General features: G+C 74.2%; 15 protein-coding genes. 8 read left to right on the top strand and 7 right to left on the bottom strand.

The window, feature by feature from the left end; genetic code table 11:
• Positions 1-21: 21 nt before the first annotated feature.
• On the top strand, positions 22-4836 hold the full coding sequence (locus BCD49_RS11365) for a SpoIIE family protein phosphatase (RefSeq protein ID WP_131803442.1): 4815 nt from the start codon (positions 22-24) through the stop codon (positions 4834-4836).
• Between the two features lie 86 nt (positions 4837-4922).
• Complete coding sequence (locus tag BCD49_RS11360; RefSeq protein ID WP_035931278.1) at positions 4923-5744, top strand: ABC transporter ATP-binding protein; 822 nt, start codon at positions 4923-4925, stop codon at positions 5742-5744.
• Between the two features lie 305 nt (positions 5745-6049).
• Here BCD49_RS11360 and BCD49_RS11355 read toward each other — a convergent pair whose 3' ends face one another.
• Positions 6050-6538: a hypothetical protein gene (locus tag BCD49_RS11355; protein WP_083401399.1), complete on the bottom strand. Its 489-nt coding sequence runs from the start codon at positions 6536-6538 to the stop codon at positions 6050-6052.
• Between the two features lie 965 nt (positions 6539-7503).
• Between BCD49_RS11355 and BCD49_RS11350 the strand changes: the two genes are divergently transcribed.
• A complete protein-coding gene (locus tag BCD49_RS11350; RefSeq protein WP_007518406.1) occupies positions 7504-7848 on the top strand; it encodes a histone-like nucleoid-structuring protein Lsr2 in 345 nt (114 codons plus the stop codon).
• Positions 7849-8661: 813 nt separating this feature from the next.
• Here BCD49_RS11350 and BCD49_RS11345 read toward each other — a convergent pair.
• Positions 8662-10077 carry an aminopeptidase P family protein gene (locus BCD49_RS11345; protein WP_035932181.1) on the bottom strand — a complete coding sequence of 472 codons (1416 nt, stop codon included), beginning with the start codon at positions 10075-10077 and terminating at the stop codon, positions 8662-8664.
• Between the two features lie 842 nt (positions 10078-10919).
• On the opposite strand from BCD49_RS11345, the gene BCD49_RS11340 reads away from it, so the two are divergent.
• Positions 10920-12320, top strand: a complete 1401-nt coding sequence (locus tag BCD49_RS11340; protein WP_007518410.1) for an LCP family protein — start codon at positions 10920-10922, stop codon at positions 12318-12320.
• Positions 12321-12366: 46 nt separating this feature from the next.
• Here the strand turns inward: BCD49_RS11340 and BCD49_RS40530 are convergent, their stop codons facing one another.
• From BCD49_RS40530 to ppgK, 4 genes are all read right to left on the bottom strand, one after another.
• Positions 12367-13725, bottom strand: a complete 1359-nt coding sequence (locus BCD49_RS40530; RefSeq protein WP_007518412.1) for a YihY/virulence factor BrkB family protein — start codon at positions 13723-13725, stop codon at positions 12367-12369.
• Between the two features lie 269 nt (positions 13726-13994).
• On the bottom strand, positions 13995-14198 hold the full coding sequence (locus BCD49_RS11330; RefSeq protein WP_007518414.1) for a DUF7455 domain-containing protein: 204 nt from the start codon (positions 14196-14198) through the stop codon (positions 13995-13997).
• A 259-nt stretch (positions 14199-14457) separates the two neighbouring features.
• On the bottom strand, positions 14458-17115 hold the full coding sequence (gene sepH, locus BCD49_RS44980; RefSeq protein ID WP_007518416.1) for a septation protein SepH: 2658 nt from the start codon (positions 17113-17115) through the stop codon (positions 14458-14460).
• A 455-nt stretch (positions 17116-17570) separates the two neighbouring features.
• Positions 17571-18386 (bottom strand): polyphosphate--glucose phosphotransferase, encoded by an 816-nt coding sequence (gene ppgK / locus BCD49_RS11320; RefSeq protein WP_007518418.1) that lies wholly within the window; start codon positions 18384-18386, stop codon positions 17571-17573.
• Positions 18387-18635: 249 nt separating this feature from the next.
• On the opposite strand from ppgK, the gene moaA reads away from it, so the two are divergent.
• From moaA to BCD49_RS11305, 3 genes are read left to right on the top strand one after another with little or no spacing between them, the layout of a single operon-like run.
• A complete protein-coding gene (moaA, locus tag BCD49_RS11315) occupies positions 18636-19622 on the top strand; it encodes a GTP 3',8-cyclase MoaA (protein WP_027141421.1) in 987 nt (328 codons plus the stop codon).
• Positions 19623-19632: 10 nt separating this feature from the next.
• Positions 19633-20310, top strand: coding sequence for a molybdenum cofactor guanylyltransferase (mobA, locus tag BCD49_RS11310; RefSeq protein WP_007518423.1), 678 nt, complete (start codon positions 19633-19635; stop codon positions 20308-20310).
• Positions 20311-20351: 41 nt separating this feature from the next.
• Positions 20352-20597, top strand: coding sequence for a DUF6457 domain-containing protein (locus BCD49_RS11305; protein WP_035932174.1), 246 nt, complete (start codon positions 20352-20354; stop codon positions 20595-20597).
• Between the two features lie 293 nt (positions 20598-20890).
• Here the strand turns inward: BCD49_RS11305 and BCD49_RS42145 are convergent, their stop codons facing one another.
• Positions 20891-22114, bottom strand: a complete 1224-nt coding sequence (locus BCD49_RS42145) for a hypothetical protein (protein ID WP_157845339.1) — start codon at positions 22112-22114, stop codon at positions 20891-20893.
• A 583-nt stretch (positions 22115-22697) separates the two neighbouring features.
• On the opposite strand from BCD49_RS42145, the gene BCD49_RS11295 reads away from it, so the two are divergent.
• The gene (locus BCD49_RS11295; protein WP_007518427.1) at positions 22698-23420 is read left to right on the top strand and encodes a hypothetical protein; all 723 of its coding nucleotides are present in this window, start codon (positions 22698-22700) and stop codon (positions 23418-23420) included.
• Positions 23421-23635: the final 215 nt, after the last annotated feature.

Below are 23635 nucleotides of genomic sequence, written 5' to 3'. Positions count from 1 at the left end.
CACCGTCGACAATCGGGACCCATGACTCCGTCCTCTGCCGCCGAGCCGTCCGGTCGCCAGCCAGCGGGCCAGGGGGGCGCGTACGTGTCGCCATGGCCGGAACACGGATTCGGCACCCCAGAGGACGCGGACCCACGGTCCGGCACGGCGCCGTGGCCACCGGCGGCCCAGCCCGGCGGCCAGGAGTGGAGCGAGCGCAGCTGGGACGGCGGTCAGGACTGGAGCACGTCGGCGGTCTGGCCGCCGGCGGCCGCGACCCGCCCGGAGCAGGGGCACCTCGCCGGGCACGCGCAGCCGCCGGGCCAACCGGCCGGTTCCCCCTACCCCGGCGCCGACCCGCTCGGCGGCGCGCGGACCGGGTACGAGGACGCAGCCGGCAACGGCACCCACGTCGCCGGCGGCCATGCCGCCGGTAACCACGTCGTCGGCAACCACCTGGCCGGCAACCAGGTGGCCGGCAACCAGGGCGCTGACCCCGCGGACAACGGCGGGCCGAGCAACGGCGCCTACGGTGCCACCGCCTACAGCCCTTACCAGAACGGGGCCTACGGCGCCAGCGCGTACGGCGAGGGCRCCTACGACCGCGGCTCGTACGAAGCCGGCGGGTATRCCGCCGGCGGCTACGTCGGTGGCGCCGGCTATGGCGCCGCCGCCCCGGGCGGCAACGCCGGTGGCTACGACTCCGGTGACTATGCCCGCGGCCAGACGCCCGGGTATGAGCTTCCCCAGGAGGCCCGCGGCTACGACCGGGGGTACGCCGCCGGCTTCGACGTCGCGGCACCCCCCGGCGGCCAGGGCCAGCCGCCGGCGTCCGGCGCCTACGGCGACCCGTCCACCGCGCGGCAGGCCTATGGGCAGGACCCGTACGGCCCGGCGGCCCGGCACTCCGCCCCGCCCGCCCCGGCCCCACCCGGGCCGGCGGCGCGCCCGGCGGCGCCCGAGCCGCCCCGCCCCGCCCCGCCGGGGCTCGCCACGACGCCCCCACCGCCACCCAGCTTTCCGCCCGGCGAGTTCCCGCAGTTCGCCGGCCAGGTCCCACCGCCGCCGCCCGGGCCCGCGCCGTCCCCGCCCGCGCCGGTCCCCCCGCCGCCTCCGCAGCCCCCGGCAGCCGTGCCGCCTCCCGGCGTGCCGGGAGGCGGAGCCGGCCAACTGGGTCAGCCGAGCCAGCCCACCCCGTCGTCGGGCGACGCCGGCCAGGGCGGCCCGCAGACGGGCGCGGCGGCCGGCCCCGCGGTCGGCGGCGCGCTGCCGACCTCGGCCGCGGTCGCGGAGACGCTGTTCAGCCAGGCGCCGATCGCGCTCGCGTTCCACGACTCCGCCGGCCGCTACGTCCGTGTCAACGAGGTGCTCGCCCGGCTCAACGGCAGGCCGGTGGCCGACCACATCGGGCGCACCGCGCCCGAGCTGCTCGGCGAGATCGGCCACGAGCTGGCCACCCTGCTCGGCCGCGCGCTGCGCACCGGTGAGCCGGTCGGTGACCTGGAGATGAGTGTCGCGACCGGTGGTGCCGGGCCGACGCAGACCTGGCAGGCCAGCTGGTACCCGGTGCCAGGGCCTGCGGGCGCCCCGCTGGGCGCCGTGTTCGTCGCGATCGACGTGAGCGGCCGCCGGGACGCAGAGCAGGAGGCGGCGCGCGAGCGTGAGCGCCTGCGGCTGCTGGCCGAAGCCGTCGCGTCCGATGTGCTGCGGGCCGGGCCGGACGGCGCCTTCGACGGCGACATGCCGCGTTGGCGGGCGGCGACCGGCCAGCGGCGCGCCCAGTCCGACGGGCCCGGCTGGCTGGACGCCGTGCACCCGGGTGACCGGGAGACCGTACGGCGCGCCTGGCACAGCGCGGTGGAACGCGGCGAGAGCTTCGAGGCGGAGTTCCGCGTGCTGGGCGCCGACGGCGCAGAGCGCGTCATGACCGCGCGGGCGCTGGTGGTCTCGGGCGGCGGCGAGTGGGTCGGCGCCCTGACGGACATCACCGAGCTGCGGGCGGCCCAGGCCACCAGCGAGTCCTCGGCCGGACGGGTGCGGGCCGCCACCGACCGGGTCGAGCAGATCCAGCGGGTCACCGCGGCGCTTGCCAGGGCCGTGACCAGCGACGACGTGGTCGCGGTCATCATGGACGCCGGCCGGGCCCTCGGCGCCTCCGGCCGCGGCGTCGCGCTCATCGACGACGCGCGTGAGCAGCTGACCTTCCGTGCCCTGCAGGGCTACTCGGCCGAGTACACGGCGCGCTGGTCGAGGATCAGCCTCGGCGCCGTCCACCCGGCCGCCGAGGTGGTGCGCGGCCGCCGCTCGCTCTTCCTGGCCAGCCGCGAGGAACTGACCACGCGCTGGCCGGTGCCGGACCTCGTCGCGGCCGTGGGCGCCTCCGACGACCGGGCCTGGGCGCTGCTGCCGCTGGCCACCGGCGACGCCCCCACCGGCGTGCTGATGTTCGGTTTCCGCTCGGCCAGGGATTTCAGCCTGGACGAGCGGGGCTACCTGGAGCTGCTCGCCGATCAGTGCGCGCTCGCCTTCGACCGGGCCGCGCTGTTCGAGGGGGCGCTCGCGCAGGCCGCCGCCGGCCGTGTCGCCCAGGATCACACCGCCGCCGCGCGCGCCGACGCCGACCGGGCCGGCCGCCGGCTGGAGGTGCTCGCCGCCGTCACCGCGGCCATGAACGCCACCGCCGCCCCCGACCCGGCCGCCGCGGCGGCGCTCGCGGCGGCGGCCACCCCGGACCGCGCCCTGCGCGCCCTCGCCGAGGCGGCCGTCGGTGAGATCGCCGACCTGTGCGCCGTGTACCTGCTCGCGGACCCCGCGTCCGCCGGCGACGGCCAGCCAGCCGGGGCAGGTGAGCCCGGCCGCGCGCCCGCCGCAGTGGCCGGTGACGGCGGTGAGAACGACCCAAGCTCATCGCGGGACCCGGGTGCCAGTCCGCCGGGAACCCCGGCCGTGCCGGCGTTGCTGCGCGTGGCGGCCGCCGCGGTGCCGGGCATCGAAGACCCGCCGAGGCCGCGGCCGGTCCGCTGGCCGGCGGCCAGCACCGTGGCCCAGGCTTTCAGCACGGGCAAGCCCTGGCTGAGCACCGCGCGTGACGCGAGCGGCCCTCAGACCTCCCGGCAGACGCTCCAACGGATCTCCCGGCAGACCTCCCGAATCACTGACCTCTCGCCAGATCCGCCAGCGGACCGCCCAACAGGCCTCCCCGCAGACCTCCCTGATCACGACCTCCCAGATCGGCTTCGCCAGTCCGGCAGGGACCCCGTTCGCCAATCTGGCGGGGACCCCGGGCTTCGCCGGTCTGGCGGCGATCCCGTCGCCGATCCGGCCGGATTCTCGGACTCCGCCGGTCTGGGCGGAACCACGGCGGGGGCCGCCGCGGGCGCGGAGCAGCCCACGCGGGCGTTGTCGGCCGCGTCGGCGGACGAGGTGCGTTGGGCGCGCAGGGCTGGCGCGCACACCGTGGCGGCGGCGCCGATCCTGCGCCGCGGCCGCCCGGTGGGTGTCGTGCTGCTGGCCGCGGCGGGTGAGCGCCCGCCGCTGGCCGAGCAGGACCTGGCCCTGCTCGGCGAGCTGGCCGGACGGGCCGCCGAGGCGATCGACCGGGCGGAGCTCGCCGCGGCCGCCGCGCCGCGTGCCCTGGCGGCCAGCCGCCGGTCCGCGCCGCGCCGCGCGCTCACGCCGGCGGGCATCGCGGTCGCCGCGCGCTACCAGGCGGGCGAGGGGAACACGAGCTGGGACTGGTACGACGTGGTGGATCTCGGCGCCGGCCGGGCCGGCCTGGTGATCGGCAACATCGCGGCCAGCGGTGACGTCGCCGCCGCGGCGATGGAGGCGCTGCGCGCCTCGGTGCGGGCCTGCGCGCGCCTGGACCTTCCGCCGCATGAGGTGATCACCCTGCTCGACGGTGTGCTGGCCGATCTCGCCGACGAGCACCGGCCGTCCGGGCAGGCGGCCCTCGCCCGAGGTGTCGTCCCGGCCGGCGGTGGCGACCCGACTGGCGGGGCCGGGGACGAGGGTGTCCCCGGCCAGCTCGCCACCTGCATCTACGCGGTCATCGAGGCCGACAGCGGCCGGGTGACGCTCGCCAGCGCCGGGCATCCGCCGCCGCTGGTGGTGGCGCCGGACGGACTCGTCTCCCGGCTCTACATGGAGGTGGGGCCGCCGCTCGGCGCCCGGCGCGACGACGTGAAGGAGTACGTCGTCCGGCTCGGCCCCGACTGGCTGCTGGCGCTGTTCACCGACGGCGTGGTCGCCGCCGGCGGGCGAGAGCTCGATGCCGGGGTGTCCCAGCTCGCCGGCGCGCTGGCCCGCCCGGGGACGCCGCTTCTGGAGCTCGCGGACGACGCGCTCGCCGTCCTCGGGCCGGTTGGCGGTCCCGCCGAACCCGGCCAGCGGCCGGCCGACGGCGGCCCCGCCGGCGCGGGCCTCACCGCCGACGCGGCCGTGCTGCTGGCCCGCCTGCCCGCGGCGCCGCCACCCGGCACGACGGTGGAGATCGCCGTCGACGGCGGCGCCGCCGATCTCGCGCCGGCCCGCGCCGCGGCGAGGGCCGCGCTGTCCGACTGGTCGCTGCCGGCCGAGGCGCTGGAGACGGCCGTGCTCGTCCTGTCCGAGCTGGTCGGCAACGCGGTCGCGCACGGCCGGCAGCCGATCGACGCCAGGGTGCGCAGGCTCGCCGACCGGGTCGTGGTCGAGGTCGCGGACGGCGGCGGGCGGCTGCCCCGGCGCCGGCACGCCGGGGTCGACCAGGAGGCCGGCCGGGGCCTGGAGCTGGTCGCGACCCTCGCCGACCGTTGGGGGGTCCGCCCGACCGCGGATGGCAAGGTCGTCTGGGCCGAGATCGGCCCGGCGGCGCTGTGATGCCGGGCGCCCGAGACCACGGGTCCCGGGCGCCGGGCGACTGAGGGCGCCCGCCCCGGTACCGGCCGCCCGGTAACGTGAGCGCCATGGCGGACACGATCGTGTGCCTCGAGGCTGTCACTGTGCGGCGCGACGGGGCGGCACTGCTGTCCGAGGTGAACTGGACGGTCTCGGCCGGTCAGCGGTGGGTGGTGCTCGGCCCGAACGGCGCGGGCAAGACGACGCTGCTGGTGGTGGCCGCCGGGCGGCTGTTCCCGACCAGCGGCGCGGTCGACCTGTTCGGTTCCCGGCTCGGCACGGTGGACATGCGCGACCTGCGCTACCGGGTAGGGCTGGTCAGCCCCGCGCTCACCGAGACGCCGCCGGCGGACGAGCGGGTGCTGGACGCGGTGCTCACGGCGGCCTGGTCGGTGCTCGGCCGCGGTCACGAGCACTATGACGCCATCGATGTGACCAGGGCCACCGAGCTGCTGCGCCAGTTCGGCTGCGGATCGCTGTTGGGCCGGCGGTACGGCACCCTCTCCGAGGGGGAGCGCAAGCGGGTCGCGATCGCCCGGGCCCTGATGACCGACCCAGAGCTGCTGCTGCTCGACGAGCCGGCCTCCGGGCTCGACCTCGGCGCCAGGGAGGCGCTGCTGCGTCGCCTCACCCGGTTCGCCGCCGACCCCGCCGCGCCGGCTTTGGTGTTGGTGAGCCATCACGTCGAGGAGATCCCCGTGGGTGTGACCCACGCGCTGCTGCTGCGCGGGGGCCGGGTCGTGGCGGCGGGGCCGGTCGAGGAGACGCTCACCGCGGGCCCGCTGTCGGAATGCTTCGGACTCCCGCTCGAGATCACCGCTGCCGCCGGCCGCTACACCGCCCGGCTCGCGGCCCGTCCGCCGCGGCTGAGTGTGGTCGCGTCCGCCTGAGGTCCGGCTCTGGAGCCGGTGGGTGGGTTGCCGACGGGCCTTTTCCGCGCCTGCTTGCCTGAGCCCGGCGTCCGTCGGTGGCCGTGGAATGACCGCGCGCATCGCTAAGGCGCCCTGACGGCGCGGTGGCGTCCGCCCGGCCTTTTCCCTTACCTTCCCCTGCTTCGGGGCGTCAGCTGGCCGTACGGGTCGTTCTGGGGCCAACTGTGGCTCGTTGACGGCCAGCCCACGGCGCCTCGCCCGCGGCCCTCGCGCCTCATAGGGCGCCGCGGGCTCCATCGCGACCGGGAAATGCTCAGGGCGCGCTACGTCTCGTCCAGGAGCGTCCAGAGGGCTCCGGCGCCGCGGACGTGCGCGCCGGCCTCGACGAGGCGGTGCCGCAAGGCGCGGTCCGACGTGAATACCAGCACCGGCCGTTCGGCGTTCCCCGCCTCGGCCACGATCGTGTCGTCACCCGCGCCGGCCGCGTGGACGACGGCCAGTGGCGCGGCGGGTGGGTGGTCCGCCTTCCGGTCCGGCGAGCCCGGTCCGTCCGGAGTCCCCTCGCGCCAGGGGGCCGGGGATGACGCGGTGCCGGGCTCGACGCCCGCCCTCGCGGCGCCTTCCAAAACCAGGACCACCCGCGCTGGCGGCTCATCCTGCCCGGMCGAGGCCGCCGGCCAGTCGGAAGCGGCGAGCAGCCGCAGAATGCGCGCGTGCAGCCGCGCCGCGGCACCCGGTCGGTCACGCCACCAACCGTCCGGCCGGGCGCCTATCACGTTCGCCGCGTCGATCACCCAGGTTCGCGCGTCCATCACCGGGCGGCTACGCAGGGGAGTGGAATCGGACTACTCATCCAGTAGGTCAGCTGGTAGCTGTTGGTAGTCCGCCGGATGCGCGCGAAAGGCGCGCTGGTGCGTCGTTCAGGTGGACGATGGGTCCGGTTTCCCATTCGTGCCATGAGGTTCCTGCCCTCCGTCACCGGTCCAAAGCCCAGCCGATAGCGTCGATGCCGGGCCAGGAGTGCCGACAGTAGCGAGTCCAAAGCCCACTGGCACCACCCGTCGTTTGCTGGGCAATCGGACCGGACCGACCAGCCAGCGCTGTCCCCGGGTAGCGCGTGGGTGGTGGCACCCATGCGCCCGTGTGGCCCATCTGCCCCCATCGCCGCGAACTTTCGGGTCTGAGATTCCGTTGACATGACCGGCCCTCTATCGTCCCCGCGTCGGCAGACTCTTTGGGTTCCGCTGACACATCCTCCTGACGGCCGGCCTTCCGCGGCCATCGGCATCGCCTCCGCCATCCGGCCGAACGAGGAAGCTGGACATCGGGGAGTCCTGTCCCACTTGATGGACATCACACCCAGGCCGAAGCCGCCAAACCACCTCCTCCACCGATTCGAGGTGGTGTCGCCGGCTGGCTGGTTCGGAGCTTGGGCGCGGCTGAAACGGTGGACTCGGCGCAAGCGGCGAGCAGCGGGCCTTGATCATGCCTTTCCGTGCACCTGCTTGGCCGCTCAGCTTCCCACTGGCCTCGTTGGYGGAGCCACGCTCTTGGGCGACGCGTCTCCAGCCTCCGCGCGAAGCTCGGCATTCGGACGACGACAGTCCCGCCTACAGACATTGCGGCTCTTGGGAAGCTGGTCGAGGTGCTCGCGTGCGAACAGGATCCGCTAGCCCGGCTCGCCGRCTCGATCCAACCAGTCGTGACGCATCCGGGTGTTCTCGTGGTAATACTAGACGCGTGAGTTCTGGCATCCGCTGACCTGAAGGAGTGTGGCATGGCTCAGAAGACCATCGTCTCGTTGATTGACGATCTCAGCGGCGAAGAGGCCGACGAGACAGTCCGGTTCGGCCTGGACGGCGCGCAGTATGAGATCGACCTCTCCGAGAAGAACGCGACCAAGTTGCGTGAGTCGCTGGCCCCGTTCGTGGGTGCGGCCCGCCGTTCCGGCGGCCGTGCCTCTGGCAGCCGTCGCGTCGCTGCTCGCACGCCTTCTCGCCGTGGCGGCGGAACGGACCGTACCGCCGACATTCGCGAGTGGGCGCGCAGCAACGGCTACACCGTGAGTGACCGCGGCCGTATCGCCTCCAACATCGTCGAGGCGTACGAGAAGGCCCACTAGTCTGCTTGGGGTTACCTTGCTCGCCACCCTTCGGGTGGTGGAGGTGGGCGGGACTGTTCGCCAGCCTCCGGCCAGCTTCCCGTAGGCCCGTGATATTGCGCCAGGTGGTCCCGGACCCGATGTCGAGCTCCGCTCCACGGAGCGGACCTCTACCTCTGGGGCAGTTTGCGGGAGTTGTCTTCGGGGGTTGGCGAGCGAATCCGGCGGGTGGCTCGTGGGGCTTCACCGGAGTGTCGCAAAGTGGTCGATGCTCGGTCGTGGTCCAGACGCCGGCCTAACTCGGTTCGGTCGGGTCGAGTGCCCGAGCCGAGGCGGTGGGCCTTCAGGGTCGGCGCGTCAGGCTTCTGGGCGTGGTGTGTGGGTTGCTTGGGTTGGGTGCCGGCGGGCCGTGGGGAATGTGGGGGCCGGCCGCCGGGCCCCTGACCCGCGGTACTTGGCATGTTGATGGCGGGCCGGCTGGTCGCGGGTGGGCCAGCCGGTGTTGCTGTTTCTGGGCTTCTCTGGACGTTCTGGCAGTGGTTGCTCTTTGGCGCGAGGAGGCCACCGAGGATGGCTCGCGGCCTGTTCGGGGTGCCGAAGGGGCCAACCGGCTCTCCTGGTTGGTCACGCTGACCGGATGGGCGCCGGCATAGACGAGTTTGGTCGCGCTTTGTCGACTTCGTGCGGTCGTGGCTGATGTCCGGAGAGTGAAGGAGGCGGGTCGACCGCCTGCCAGGACGCGATGAATCGTGGTCTGATCGATTCGTATTCGGACCAAGCAGAAGGCCGGCCGATCCCGGAGGGGATCGGCCGGCCTTCTCTGTCGGACCGTGGTCAGACCGGGCGGTGCTGGCGCATCCAGGCCTCGATGTCGGGCGCCGAGCGCGGAAGCGCCGTGGACAGGTTGCGGAAGCCGTCGGTGGTCACGAGGACGTCGTCCTCGATCCGCACCCCGATGCCACGCAGTTCCGGGGGGACCGTCAGGTCGTCCGGCTGGAAGTAGAGGCCGGGCTCGACGGTGAGGACCATGCCCGCGGCCAGCTCCGCGTCACGATAGGTCTCGTCCCTGGCCTGCGCGCAGTCGTGAACGTCGAGCCCGAGCATGTGGGAGGTGGAGTGCAGCGTGTAGCGACGGTGGACACCGGCGCCCGGCGCCTTTGGATCCTCCGTTAGCGACTCGTCGACGCTGGCCGGCAGCAGACCCCAGTCGTGGAGCGCGGTGGCAATCACCCGCATGGCGGCGCGATGCGGGTCCAGGAAGGCGGCTCCCGGCCGGACGGCTTCTATGCCGGCCTGCTGCGCCGCGAGCACGACCTCATACACCTTCCGTTGCACTTCGCTGAACTCGCCGCTGATCGGCAGCGTACGGGTGACGTCCGCGGTGTAGAGCGAGCTGCTTTCCACCCCCATGTCMAGCAGCGCGAGCTCGCCGGGACGCACGGGGCCGTCGTCGCGGACCCAGTGCAGGGTGGTCGCGTGGTGCCCGCACGCCACGATCGAGCCGTATCCAACGTCATTGCCGTCGACCCTCGCCCGCCGCCAGAAGGTTCCCTCCAGCCAGCGTTCCCCGTTCGGCAGCGCGACCGCGGCGGGCAGCTCCGTGACGCATTCCGTGAAGCCGCGCACGGTCGCGGCGATCGCCTCCTCCAGCCGGACGATCTCGAAGTCGTCCTTGACCAGCCGAAGCTCGGACAGGGCCTGGGCAAGTTCGACATCCCGGTTCGCCTCGGACGACCTGGCCGCCCGGCCACGCGGATAGCCCAGCACCGCGTCGTCGACTTCCGGGTCGACCCCGCGCAGGACCCGCGTATTCCCCGGGGCGAGCCGCGCCAGCGCGTCCGGGAGCTCGGTGAGCGGCCGGCATTCGATCTCGAGCTCGGCGGACGTCTCCTTTACCCCCGGGCGGGGACCGACCCACAGCTCTCCGTAGCGGCGGTCGGTATAGAAGGCCGACGACGACCGGTCGGACCGGTCGGCCAGGTACAGCACGGCGTCATGGTCGCCCGCGGCGTTGGGCAGCAGGAGCAGCACCGCTTCCGGCTCGTGGCAGCCAGTGAGCCAGAAAAAGTCACTGCCCGGGCGGAATGGGTAGTCGGTGTCGTTTGCCCGGACGCGCGGACCACCCGTGGGTATCACGAGGGCCTCGTTCGGGAATCGCGTCCCAAGCAGGGTGCGCCGTTTGGTGCCGTAGGGTGCGACGTCGTCGCGGGACGGGGCGATGTCGGCGGGTGGTGCCCACCCGCTCGCCATAAACCGGCGGAAGGCCGCGTGCGGTTGCTCGTCGTGGCTCGCCTGTCTCTCCTCGCGCCCACCGGAGCTCTCCGGTACGTCCGCGGCGGCCGCGGCGGCGGCGGGTGAGGTGACGTCGCGCGCCGGCAATTCGGCGTTCGCGGGCGTTTCGGCGGTCACGGCCGGTCCTTCGGCTGGCATGGTCGCCGATCCCGGACCTGCCGGGGCCCCGCCTGCGAGCGCGTCGGTCATACGCGGCGAAGGTGAGCTTTCGACGGGCTGAGCACTCATGCCGTTAACGGTAGGCCGCGGGCCGCCCGCCCGCGTCGAGAACTTCCGAGCGGCGATGGAGCGTCACCCGATGGTCTCCTTCCGCCGCGGCCGGTCGACTGATCCGTACTCGGACGCCGTCATTTCCGTTGTCAGGACGGCGAGGCATGACGCAGTCGGCTGGCCGACGCCTCGACGTGACCCGGTCCGTCCCGAATCGTGGTAGGCAGGGAAAGTGTGCGGTCCGGCTGGCGGGGCGGCTTGACCGGCGGGCTCGAATGCCGGGCGCGGGCCAGGCGGCCGGACAGCTGGTCGAGATCTCGACCGGCTGTGGGCTCCCTGTGTCCCATGGGCGCGAAGCTCATCTGGTCTGGATACTTCGGGAAAGCGGCGGGGAGACATGCACGATGACGCGGCCACCTGAGCCCCGGCCGCCTGACCGGCGGGGATCTTCTCGACGACCAGACGGTGGCGACCCGCGCCACGGCGGTCCGGATCGACTCGCGGCCAGTCCCGCCGGCCCGCACCCGCGTCGGCCCGCCGGCGAAGACGCGGGCCAGGCCGGCCGGCCGAGGCGGCCAGCGGACCCGTCGATGTCACCCACCGTCCCCTATGACGGCGCCGGCCGTCCGCCTGGCGGCGACCGCGGCCGTGGCGGCGGCTACGTCCAAGGCGGCGGCTACCAGCCTGTCAGCGACCGTGGCCACGGTGGCTACCCGCCCGGCGACGGTCGCCAGGACGGCGGTTACCCGTACCGCGGGCCCGCCGAGGACCACCCGGATGAGGACCCGGCTTGGCGGCCGGCCGATGGCGCGCGCCGCGTCGTCACGGTCGTCGCGGCGATCTGTTCGCTCGCGGTCCTGCTGCTCGCCTGTTCCGGCTGGGCGGTGATCCGGCACTACGACGGCAAGGTCGGTCACGTCGACCTGCGCCTGGACTCCGCCGACCGGCCGGCCGCCGCCGGACGCGGTACCCAGAACATCCTGCTGGTCGGCTCGGACTCAAGGGCCGGTACGGGCGGCGAGTTCGGCGAGGTCGAGGGCCAGCGCTCGGACACCACGATCCTCGCCCACGTCGACCGGAACGGCTCGACGACGTTGGTCTCCTTTCCCCGCGATCTGTGGGTGCAGATCCCCGCGTACTCCGGCTCCGACGGCTCGACCCACAAGGCGCAGCAGTCCAAGCTCAACGCGGCCTTCTCACTCGGCGGCCCCGCTCTGCTGGTCCGGACCCTCGAAGGGCTCACCGGCATCCGGATCGATCACTACGTGCAGGTCGACTTCTCCGGGTTCCAGGCGATCACCGACGCGCTCGGCGGCGTCACGGTCTGCGTCAAGGAACTACCGGCGTCGCTGCGTGACCAGGGGTTCGACAATCTGCACGACAAGATGTCGGGCTGGTCGGGCCAGGTCGGCGAGAACCGGCTCGACGGGATCCGCGCCCTCGCCTTCGTCCGCCAGCGTTACGGGCTGCCCGAGGGCGACCTCGACCGGATCCGCCGCCAGCAGCAGTTCCTGGGCGCCGTGTTCCACCGGCTCACGGCCGCCTCGACGCTGGCCAACCCGGTCCGCATCCGCGGCGTGCTGAACGCGGCCACCTCGGCGCTGACGCTGGACACCACGACGAGCCTGATCGACCTCGAGCCGCTGGCCCTGCGGATGCAGGGCATCGCGGGCGGTGGCGGGCTCACGTTCGCCACCGTGCCTGCCTCGTCCGCCACCCGCTCGGGCCAGTCGGTCCTGTTGACCGACCAGGCCAAGCTCGAGGCCTTCCTCGCCCCGTTGAAGTCCGGCGGCGCCGTGGCTGGCGGGGTGCGGGCGCCCATGACCGCCGCCGCGGCCGTGTCGCGGACGGCGGACGATCCGTCCCCGGTACGCCGTGCCTGGCTCGCTGCCGGCTCGGCCCAGCCGGTCCAGTCAGTCCAGCCGGCCCAGTCGCTCCAGCTGGCCCAGTCGACGGCGCAGCCGCCCGCTGCCTCGTCCTGCACCTACTGAGGAGACAGGGCGTGGGCGTCTGCCAGGAGATCCGGGCGGACAAACCCTAGGCGCCGGACTGGCCCGACCGGTCCGGCGCGCCATCCGGCGGCGAGGGCGCCGCCTGGCCGTTCGGAGCGGGCGCCGTCGCTGGCGAGGGCGCCCTCGCCTCGTCGGTGGCGGCATCCTCGGTGGGCCCGTCGTCGGCGGCGTCGTCGTCGGCGGGGGCGTCGGCGTCGACGGGGGAGTCGAGGCCCCGCTTGTCCAGCGATGCGTTCAGCTCGGCGCCGAGGAGCACCGCGAGCGCGGTGATGTAGAAGAACAGCAACGCGGCGACCGGCGCGGCCAGCGAGCCGTAGACGAGCTCGTTACCGAAGACCAGCTCCAGATAGAGCCGAAGCAGGTAGCTTCCGACCAGCCAGCCGAGAAGGGCGAAAATCGCGCCAGGCAGGGCGCTCAGCCACGGCCGGCGCTGCGGCAGCGACTGGTGGTACAGCGAGGTCAGCATCGCCAACGCCAGCAGCCCCACGGCCGGCCAGAACACCTGCTGTAGCAGCATCTTGACGACGGGATGTCGGTTGGCCCGGAACAGGTTCGCGAGCAGGCCCGGCCCGAGCACCAACGAGGGCAGGATGATCACTCCGGTCAGGACCTGGGCGATGTACAGCCTCAGCGCCACCAGCCGGCTGCGCACCGCGGAGCGCAGGTCCCGCTGCCCGTAGGCGATCGTGATCGTGTTGACGTACGTGGCCATGGCCGTGGACCCCGTCCACAGCGACAGCACGAACCCGATGGAGATCACGTCGGGCCGGCCGCGCGAGAGGATCTGATCGACGGTCGGGCCGACCACGTTGTCGACGACCTCAGGGGTCAGCAGGTCGGAGGCACCCTTCAGCAGGCTGGTGCGGATGCTGTTGACGGCGTTGGACCCGAGGGCGTCGGCGATGTAGCCGATCGTTCCGAGGAGCGCGAGCAGCAACGGGGGCAGCGAGAGCAGCTGCCAGAAGCCGGCCTCGGCGGCGAGCCCGAGCACCCGGTCCCGCCAGGCGTTGGATGCCGCTCGGCCCGCCACCCGCAGCGCCGCCCGCGCTCGGTTGCGCACACCGGTCACCAGCCGCCGTCGGGGGGCCTCCCGCGCCGCTGGCTGGTCGGCCGCCGGCTGGTCAGGCTCAGGACGGGGAGGTTTGGACGGCCCGTCCGAGCCGCCCTCCCCGTCGCCTTCCGGCGGTGTCGGCTTCGCGTGGCCGTCGACCGTATCGGCCTGGTCGCCGTCAGCCTCGTGCGTCTTCGCCGTCCTCACGCGCCCGCCCGCCCCGCCGGCCCTGTCGCCGCTGGCCGCACGGCCATGGGTGTTCGTCGGGCGGTCGGCGGACTCCGCCCGGACGGGCGCCGCCACGGCGGATGCGCGCTCGTTGGCCGTGGTCACGGCCCAACCGTACGGGGTTGGCGGCTACCCGTTGTGGACGATGTGCCCATCGAGGCGGTGCCTCCACATCCGGAGTACATGACGCCCACGGTGTGGGTGTGTGAAGTTCCTGGGTTGTTGCCCACGAGTGCCCGCACCCATGCCCGCACCATCACGCGACGACGGTCCGGAAGCCGTCTGGAACGACGAAGGGCACGTCCCGCCGCGTCGCGGAACGTGCCCTTCGAGGCCTAGCCTCGCTGTTCAGTTGTCGAGCGGGTTGGTGCGGGTCAGCCGCCGACCGTGAGCTTGTCGGTCTCGTCGTGGTACTCGACGGCCATCTCGCGGAGCTTCGAGTCGTGAGACTTGGCGTGGTGCCGGCAGAACAGCAGGTCGCTCCCGCCTGGAAGGACGACACGTACGTACGCCTGGGCGCCGCACCTGTCGCACCTGTCGAGGTTGGTCAGCGTCGGCTTGGTGGTAGTACCAGTCACACCCTCTCCAACTGTGTCCGGCGGCCAGACGTTCCAGCCTGGCCGTGTGATCGGTCCCTCACGTGTTGCTAGGACCGCCGGCCATGCGAAAAGGTGCAGTTCGCATGGCCTCCGGTCGTGCCGGCTGGAGTGGCGCCGTTGCGTCCAGAGCGGCCTTACCGCGTCCCGTTGGTTCTCCCATGGGACCACCTGCTCAGGCGCCCACCCGCAAGGGTCCGAGAGGCTGGCAGCCCTCCCGGACTGCCGCGCCTTCCCGTGCCTACGTACGACGGGCTCCGAAGACGATGTCATCCCATGCTGGCACCGACTTGCGTCCGCGTCGACCGCCTCCGGAACGTTCCCCAGTTCGCGGGGCATTACGGGGCCGGTTCGAAGGCTGTGCCGACGCACCCTCCTCACCGTCCGTCGCGGTCGATCCGGGCGCACTGTCCTGGTTCTTCCCGGTCGACTTCTCCGCCTTGTCCGGCTTTTCGGCCGATTTCGGGGCGCTACGGGCCGCCGCTGGCCGGCTGCCGGCCGTGGCGGGAGTCTTCTTCGTCACGTCAGGCTTCGCGGGAGCCGCCGAGGCCGCCTCGGCACCCTCGTCGACCGGCGAAGCTGTGGCGGCCGCCACCTCGGCCCGCGCCTGAGCAGCCGGCTCCTCGGTGATGGGCCGCGCGGCCGGGCCGGCGGTCGGCTCGGCGGCGACCGGCGTCTGCGCCGTGGCCGGGCCGGTCGGTGCCGCCCGGGTGACCGCCGTGGCCGCGACAGCCTCGGTGGCGGGTGAGGCGAGCTCTGGCGTGCGGCTGGACTCGCCTGCCCTGGTGCTGGCGGCGATACCCCCGGCGGCGGGCGCGAGGGCTTCAGCGGCGGTCTCGGCGGGCACGGCGGCGGTCTGGGCCGGCGCTGTGGCGGCCGCGGGCGGGACGGCGCCGGGCGTGGAGACGACCTGTGCCCGGACACCCGCCGAAGCCCTCACGGGCCTGGCGGGGGCGACGGCGGGGCGTGGCCGCGCGGGCGGGGCCGCCTCGGCCGCCTGTTCGCTGTGCGCGAACTCCTGGTCGTCAGGTGCCGCGGCTGGCTCGCCGGACGGGACGGCGGTCTCCCGCGGGCTCTCCTCGGCCGGCCGGCCGAGAGCCCGCTCGGCATCCCACGCGGCGGCCCGCCGGTAGGTGGGGCGAGGGTCCTCGAACGACGCGGCCGGCTCGGCGGGCGGGACGAACGCCGCCGCCGGGGCCGGCACGCCGGTGGCTGGCCTCGCCGGGCCCTGGGGCGTCGCGCGGGTCTCCGGGCGCGGCGGGACCGCGGGCCGGGATGGCACCCCGCGGGGAGGCCCGCCGGAACCCCGCGGCGGGGCGGTCGCGGGCCGCGGCAGTGGCCGCGAGGTGGCCGGGGTCGGCGGATCCAGCCGGTCCACCGGCTCGTAGAACAGGTCGGTGTCCAGGTCCAGATCGAGGTCGGCGTCGTCGTGCCCCGGCCAACGGCGTGCGTCCAGCGGCCTGGTCGGCCTCGTGTCCAGGGTCGGCGGCGTCGCCGGGCGGTGCGCCGCCGCCGGCCGCGGCGGACGGCCGACCGGCGGGCCGAGGGGCTGGTCGAGCTCGAGGTCGTCGGCGGGCGGCTGACCGGAGCGGCCGGCGAGGTGGTCCGGGAAGTGGTAGGCGGCGGGCGGGGCTACCGCGGGACCGGCGGGTGGCTGGGCGCTCCCCGCGTCGAACGGGTCGTTGAACGGCTCGTCGAACGACGGCGAGCCGACCTGGTCGTCCGCGTACGGCTCACCGGCGAACGACGCGAGCGGCCGCGCCGACGGCAGGTCCCCGCCGGGCGGCGGCACCGGCGAGTAGTGGGCCGGGACGAGCGGTTCGGGCGGATAGGGGCCTGTTGGGTATCCGGCCGGCGGGTAGTGCTCCGGCCGCGGCTGAGCGGGCTGGTAGGCGCCCGGGGCCTGGTAGCGGTCGGCGGGCCGGCCGGAGGCGCGGTCGAAGTCGTCGCCGGGCTGGCGCGCGGCGGGCGGCTGGTGCTCGGCGGGGTGCTGGGCAGCCGGGTATCGGGTCGCCTGGTGACGCGCCGCCGGGTTCTGGTGGGCGGGGTACTGCGGCTCCTGGTGCGTCGGCCCGGCCGGGAACGGTGCCACCGGCTGGCCGGTTCCGGGAAAGGGGCCCGCCGGGCCCTGGGAGTCCGGGTACCCCGAGTCGGGGAAGGACGCCGGCTGGGCGTAGCGCGGCCGCTGCTCCGGTGGAAGGGCCGACGGGTGCGCCGGCAGCTGGCGTGAGCCGGGCGGTGGCTGCGCCGGGTCCTGGACGAGCGTCAGCGCGGGCGGGCTCTGCCTGGCCTGCGGCGCGGCCGCCGGGGTCGCCGCGGCCGTCGGAGTGGCCTCCAGAGGCTCCGGCGCGACCAGCGCGCGGGCGGCGTCGTCGTGGGGACGCACGCGGCGCACGACCGGGTCCCAGGTCCAACGCGCGCACCGGCTGTCGGAGGTGAGCTGGACGAGCCAGATCCCGTCGACCCGCCGCCAGGCGTCCCACTGGGCCGCCTCCGGGTCGTCCTGCCCCGCCATCAGGCGAGTGTCGACCACCTCGCCGAGCGGCCGGCCGGCCGCGCCGCCCGGGTCCTTCGGCAGCAGCGCCGCCCTGGCCTCCTGCACCACCCGCGCGCGTTCGGCGAGCACCGGTCCCTCATAGCGCTCGACCCGCTCGACCGGGATGCCGGCGGCGCGCGCGACGTCGGCCGCGGTCTCACCGGCCCGCAGCCTGGCCTGGATCTCACGCGGGGTGAGGGCGCTCTCGGTGCGGACCTCGCTGCGCCTGGCGCCGCGCAGGGCCGCCCGGAGCCGGTCGTCGACGGGCACCCGGAACTGCTCGGCGTCGGCCCGGCCGTTGGCGTCGGCGAGCACGAGATAGCCACCGTCCTCGCTGAGCGCTACCGCCCGCAGCTCACGCATGGCGCCATCTCCTCCCGTCACCGCCGTACCGCCCGCCGCGGGCCGACGCCTTGCCCACCACTCGCCGCCGGTCCGGTCCCCGCCGAGCACCGGGCCGAGGGCCGCCGCTCATCGTCCCGCGTCGCGGCCGCCCCGACTCCCGAACCCCGGACTTCCAGGCTCCGGATCCCTCGTCAGGTATGTGCGACCCGTCGACAGGAGTGAGCCGCGATTCCGGCCCGCCGGCCCGCTATCGCCGATCCGGGGCAAGCCCGGAGAAGAGCGTGGTGAGCCTGGAGCGTCCGACTACGGAAGGTGCGACCGAAAAGCATGGTCGCATCTCCTTTGGCCGGCTGGCGCGCACCGGGCACCGACACGCATAGTCTGCCGTCCCGACCGGGCCGCGGGGATGCTCACCCGGCCGTCCGGGCGTGTCGCGGGGCCTCGGGGGAAGCGGATGCGTGGCCGTCTCGCGGTCAGGGACGGCGGCCGCCGGGTGGGCGGGTGGCCGGTGGGCGGCGGCGGACCGTACGGGACGGGACGCGCGGGCGCGTCTGGTCGACCCCGGCGGCCAGCGCCGCGCCGACGATCCCGGCGTCGTTGCGCAGCTGCGCCGGCACGACCGTCGTGCGCACGGTGAGCTGCTCCAGGAACTTGTCGGCCTTGCGGCTCACCCCGCCGCCGATGATGATCAGGTCGGGCCAGAGCAGGTTCTCCAGGGCGGTCAGGTAGCGACTGACCCGCTTGGCCCAGTGTTCCCAGCTGAGGTCCTCGCGCTCGCGAGCGGCGTCGGAGGCCTTGGTCTCCGCGTCGTGGCCGCCGAGCTCCAGGTGCCCGAGCTCGGTGTTCGGGATGAGCTGCCCGTGCAGGAACAGCGCGGTGCCGATACCGGTCCCGAACGTGGTCATCACGACCAGGCCCGGCACGTCTCGGCCCGCGCCGAACGCCATCTCGGCCACCCCGGCCGCGTCGGCGTCGTTGATGACGACGACCTCCCGGCCACCGAGCGGCTCGGCGAGGGTCGCGGCCACGTCCGTGCCGACCCAGCCCTGGTCGACGTTCGCGGCCGTCTGCGCGACCCCGCCGCGGATGACGGCGGGGAACGTCACGCCGATGGGGCCCTGCCAGCCGAACTGCCCGACGACCTCCGCCACCACGGCGCCGACCGCGGCGGGCTCGGCCGGGCTCGGGGTCGGCAGGCGAACCCGCGGCGAGACCAGGGTGCCGTCATCGATCTCCACCGGGGCACCCTTGATACCCGATCCGCCGATGTCGACCCCGAAGACCTGCATCCCGTTCCTTTCTGTGCCTACAAGTCCGTATCTACAAGGTTCGCTCCCGTGGGTACAGGCCGGTTCCTCGGCTCATCCCACGAACTTCCGGCCGCGGCCGGAAGCATGATCCATTCTGCCCCACCGGATGGCCGGCCGGGGCGACGCCCTGCCCCACTTTCGCCGCCGATGCCACTGGGCGGCCAGTCCAGGCCCCCCGGCGGGCGGCGACGTCGTCACCTCGCGCCGTATGGCCATACCCTGTCAGGTGTGCAGCTCATCGATACGTTCGGCCGGATTGCCACCGACCTGCGCGTGTCGCTGACCGATCGGTGCACGCTGCGATGCACCTACTGCATGCCGGCCGAGGGGGTGCCGTGGCTGCCGGGTGCCGACGTGCTCACCGACGACGAGGTGGTCCGGCTGGTCCGGATCGCCGTCCAGCACCTCGGCGTCACCGAGGTCCGCCTCACCGGCGGCGAGCCGACGTTGCGGCCGCGCCTCGCCGAGCTGGTCGGCCGGCTGGCGGCGCTGCGGCCCCGTCCCGCGCTGTCCCTCACGACGAACGGCCTCAGTCTCGCCCGCACCGCCGGCGCCCTGCGCGCCGCCGGTCTCGACCGGGTGAACGTCTCGCTGGATACCACCAGGCCCGAGCGGTTCGTCGCGATCACCCGGCGGGACCGCTGGCACGACGTGGTCGCTGGGCTCGCCGCCGCCGAGGCGGCGGGGCTCACACCGGTCAAGGTCAACGCGGTCCTGACCCGTGGCGTCAACGATGACGAGGCTCCGGAACTGCTGCGCTGGTGCCTCGAGCGAGGCTACGAGCTTCGTTTCATCGAGCAGATGCCGCTCGACGCCCAGCACGGCTGGCAGCGTTCGACGATGGTCACCGCGGGGGAGATGCTCGCCGCGCTGCGCGCCGAGTTCGAGCTCACCGCTGTCGGCGATCGCGGCTCGGCGCCAGCCGAGCTGTTCGCCGTCGACGGCGGCCCAGCCGTCGTTGGGGTGATCGGTTCGGTGACGGCACCGTTCTGCGCGGCGTGCGACCGGGTCAGACTCACCGCCGACGGCCACGTGCGCAACTGCCTTTTCGCCCGCGAGGAGAGCGACCTGCGCACCCCGCTGCGCCGCGGCGCGGATGACGACGAGATCGTCCGGCGGTGGCGCGCCGCCGTCTGGAGCAAGCGCCCGGGGCATGGCATCGGCGAGCCGTCGTTCCGCCAGCCGGACCGGCCGATGTCCGCGATCGGCGGCTAGCGGCGCCGCCATGACGGGTTGGGACGCGATAGTGCTTGCCGGCGGCCAGGGGCGCCGGCTCGGCGGCGCCGACAAGGCCGCGGTGACGATCGGCGGACACAGCCTGCTGGACCGGGTGCTGCGCGTGCTGGCCACGGTCGACCCCGCCGTCGACCGGGTCGTGGTGGTCGGGCCGGACCGGCCGGGGCTCGCCGGCCGAGGCGTCGTGACGACCCGTGAGGATCCGCCGGGCGGCGGGCCGGTCGCGGGGATCGCGGCCGGCCTCGCCCATGTCCGCGCCCCGCTGGTCGCGGTGCTGGCCGTGGACATGCCGTTCCTCGGCGCGACCTGGCTCGTCCAGCTGCGCGCTGCCGTGGCGGGGCCATCGGGGGTAGGGGCGCCGCCGGGGGCGGCGGCGCCCGTGGGGGCGGCGTCGGCGGGCGGGGCCGTGCCAGCGGAGGCGGCGGGCGCGGTGGACGTGGCGCTGCTCGTCGACCCGGACGGGCGAGAGCAGACGCTGGCCGCCGTCTGGCGCTCGGCGGCGCTGCGGGCGGCCATGCCGGCTCGGCCCACCGGGGCCGCGGTGCGGGCGCTGCTGGCCGGCCGGCGGGTGGCGCGGGTCCCGGCGGACGCGCTTAGCTGCCTGGACTGCGACGCCGAGCCGGACGTGCTCGCGGCCCGCGCCGCGGCCGACGGGTTGGGGTTGTGACGCACCGGGACGGCCCGCGTGGCCGGGAGGGCGAGGAACCGGTGAGTGAGCTGGACAGGTGGGTGGCCAGAGCCGGCGACGCGCTGGGACTGGACCCGGCGGCGATCGATGTGACCGAGCTGCTCGACCTGACGCGCGAGGTCGCGCACGGGGTCGCCCGCCCCGCGGCTCCGCTGACCGCTTTCCTGGTCGGTCTCGCCTCCGGCCGGGCCGGCGGCGGCCCGGCGGCGGTCGCCGACGCGGTCGCCGTCATCCGCGCCCTCCTTGCCGAGGATGACAGAAAGTAACCGCCGTCCACATTGGCGACCCACCAGTGTCACGCCCAACCCCGCCACCCGACGCTGACTGCGAATCGGCGCTGTACCAACCTAGCCACAGGTAGTGACGGCGCATCAGCGCAAAACTCACCCAACCACGTCACTGACCCGGATCCGGCACGACTGCCGCCATATGGCAGCAGTCCGGAACCACGCGGGGAGGGCGCTCAGCGCCCGACAGGCTGCGCCCGGCCGGGGTCCCTGCCGGCTGGCGAAGCGATCTGGAAGGTCTGGGGCGCGGAGCGTCCGGCCGCGGGACAGCCTCAGGGCATCCGGAAGCTGCCGGTGTCGTCCAGATAGCCGCGCATGTCGATCGACATGGTGTGCATCATGTCCTCGTCCGGCTCGGGCTCCGGCGCGTCGTCCCAGCCCTCGTCGTCCCAGACCTGGTGCCGCCAGCCGCGCCGACGCCGGTCGCCGGCCGCGTCACCCTGCCCGCGGCCGGGCTCGTCCTCGGCGTACTCGTGGCCCGGGTACTCATCGTCGTAGCCGGGGCCGTGGCGGTCCTGGTAGTCGTCGGGCTGCTCGTCGCCGGGCTGGCGGCGCCACTCGGCCTGGCCCCGGTCGTCTGGGCGCGGCGGCTGGCCCGGGTAGCGGGCGTCGGCCGCTCGCTGTGGGCCGCCGGGCACCTCGCCGCGGCGTTCCTCGGTTCCGCGGCGGCGTTCACGGCGGCGGTCATCCACGTAGACGTCGTCGACGTAGATGTCGTCCGCGTAATGGTCGTCCGCGCCCCGGCCCGGGGCGGCCCGGCCGGCGGGGTACCGGCCGGCGTCGTCATGGTCGGCGGGCGGACCGCCGCGCCGCTGGCCGGCGCGGGGTGGGTCGACCGGCTCCCGGTGGTCGCGCGGGGGCGGCGTGAACGGGCCTCGCCCAGGCTCGGCCGCGCGCCGGGACGCGGCGGAATCCCAGTCGGTGCCCGACTCGTCGGGGTAGGTCCGTCCGTCCGGACGGCGCCGCTCGTCCCGCTCGTCGGGGCGGGGCGCGCCGGCCGGGGGAGCGGGCCTACGGCGGCTCGGCCGCCCCGGCTCGTCGACCCGGTAGCGCTCCGTGACCTCGTCGGGCTCAGCCCGACCGGCTGCCCGGTACCTGTCCGCTGGTACGGGCGGTGTGGATGGCACGGACCGCCTTGGCTGGGCGGGGAGTCCCCGCCGTTCGGCCTCCTGGTCGTAGGGCGGGCGATCGTCGTACCGGACGGGACGAGGCCGCGCCTCGCGAGCCGGGGCGCCCGGCGCCTGGCGGGGGCGCGCCCCGGTGGCGCCGGCGGCCGCCGCCCTGGTGGGGGCGGGCACCGGCACGGCCCGCCGGACGACCAGCGCGAGGACGATGATCACCGGAAGCGCCACGAGCACGGCGAGCGGGCGCCACAGGGTGACCCCGACGAGGGCGAAGACCGCGACGACGGAGAACACGCCGAGCAGGTGACGCGACCGGGTGCCGCCCGACGAGCTCGGGCCGCCGCGGGGGCCACCCGCCGGCGCCCTGGGCACCGCCCGCGTCGCCGGGGCGTCACGGTACGCACCGTTGTCCCCGGCTGCCCGTGTACGCGCCATGTCGACCAGTGTGCCCTACCGGCCGCCGGTACGGCCGGCTGCGCGTTGGGCCGGGCGAGGTCCTGGTGGCGCTCGCGCCGTGGACTGGCGCGACGGGCCGCCGCGTCGGTCTGCCGCGGCCGGGAGGCGCGCGCGGATGCCGGCCGCCTCTCGGCCTCCACCGGGCCACAGGGCGACCTGACCGTTTTAGCCGAAATGTCCGCCGAGTCGCGTGGGTTTTCAGGCCCGTCAAGAGACGTCAACAAGAACGACAAGTTCGCGACGGACAGTGGCGGTCAGGTGTCGGTGCCTCAGGGTGTCCCCTCCGCACGTCCGGTGGCGGCGCCGTACGGCTCGTCGCATGGTAGTGACATCGCCGTGACTGCGAGTGAGTAGGGGTGTCGCGGAGGTGAGCGGAAATCACGTTTCGCCGATGGGGTGCACACCGATGCCAGTAGTTTTAATGTTGCGTGAAGACCCAGATTGACCATGGCTCGGTGTCGCACCATGGATTTCACCTCATAGCTTGTGGAGGTTTGCCGTGGTCGCGCGAAGATTGGGCCGGCGCCGACGGACGCGGTCCGTCGGCGGGGTCGCCGTCGCCGGTCTCGTGGCCGGGGTACTCCTGTTCACGTCAGCCTGCGGGTCCGCGAGCGACAAGTACGTGACGAACAAGCCCGCCGGCGTCTACGTGAAGCTCCCCGACGGATGGAGCCAGGCGAGGGTCCAGGAACCCCTGCTGATCGGCCTCGACGCGCGTGAGCTGAGCCCCGAGATGTACGCCCTGTTGCGCCAGATCGACTGGCTGACCGGCATCGACGCCTCGGGCAACGAGAAGCCGGACGTGTTCAACCCCGCCGCAGAGCAGCCAAACGGGTTCGTGCAGGTCCGCCAGCTGCTGCCGGAGGAGGCCAAGAGCATCTCCACCAACAACCTGCGCGACCTGGTGGTGCCGATTGACGAGTCCCAGGCGGCGCAGGACGAGCTGGTCCGCAAGGACCCCGTGTCCGCGCGGTTGAAGCCGGCGTTCCTGCTGATCCTCGAGGAGTCGGTGAAGAAGTCCAACGGCGTCCACGGGGTGCACCTCGTCTACCAGCTCTCCACCTCCACCGGGCTGGTGACCTTCGACCAGACGAGCCTRCTCGACAGTCAGCAGACCGTCCTTTACCAGCTCGTCATGACCTGTACCGCGCTGTGCTACGCGCAGTACGGGTCGTCGGTGAGCTCGGTGCAGCGCTCCTTCACGGTCAACCCGACGACCTGACGAATCGACGCGTGACGGGCAGGGCAAGGCGACGGCTGACTGAGGCGACGAGCGTTTGAGGCGACGAACTGCCAGGTGACGGACCTGACCMCCGTGACGAATCCACCAGAACACGCGAAACCGACGAACTGACGAAGCGACGCGGACCACCGGATCGCGAACTCTCCGCAGACCTACCGGATCGACGACCTCCCAGATCGGCTCCGCCGATCCGG

This window comes from Pseudofrankia sp. EUN1h, assembly GCF_001854645.1.
Classification (GTDB): domain Bacteria; phylum Actinomycetota; class Actinomycetes; order Frankiales; family Frankiaceae; genus Pseudofrankia; species Pseudofrankia saprophytica.
Note: the sequence above shows the minus strand (reverse complement) of the source record. Positions and strands in the feature narration are given on the sequence as shown.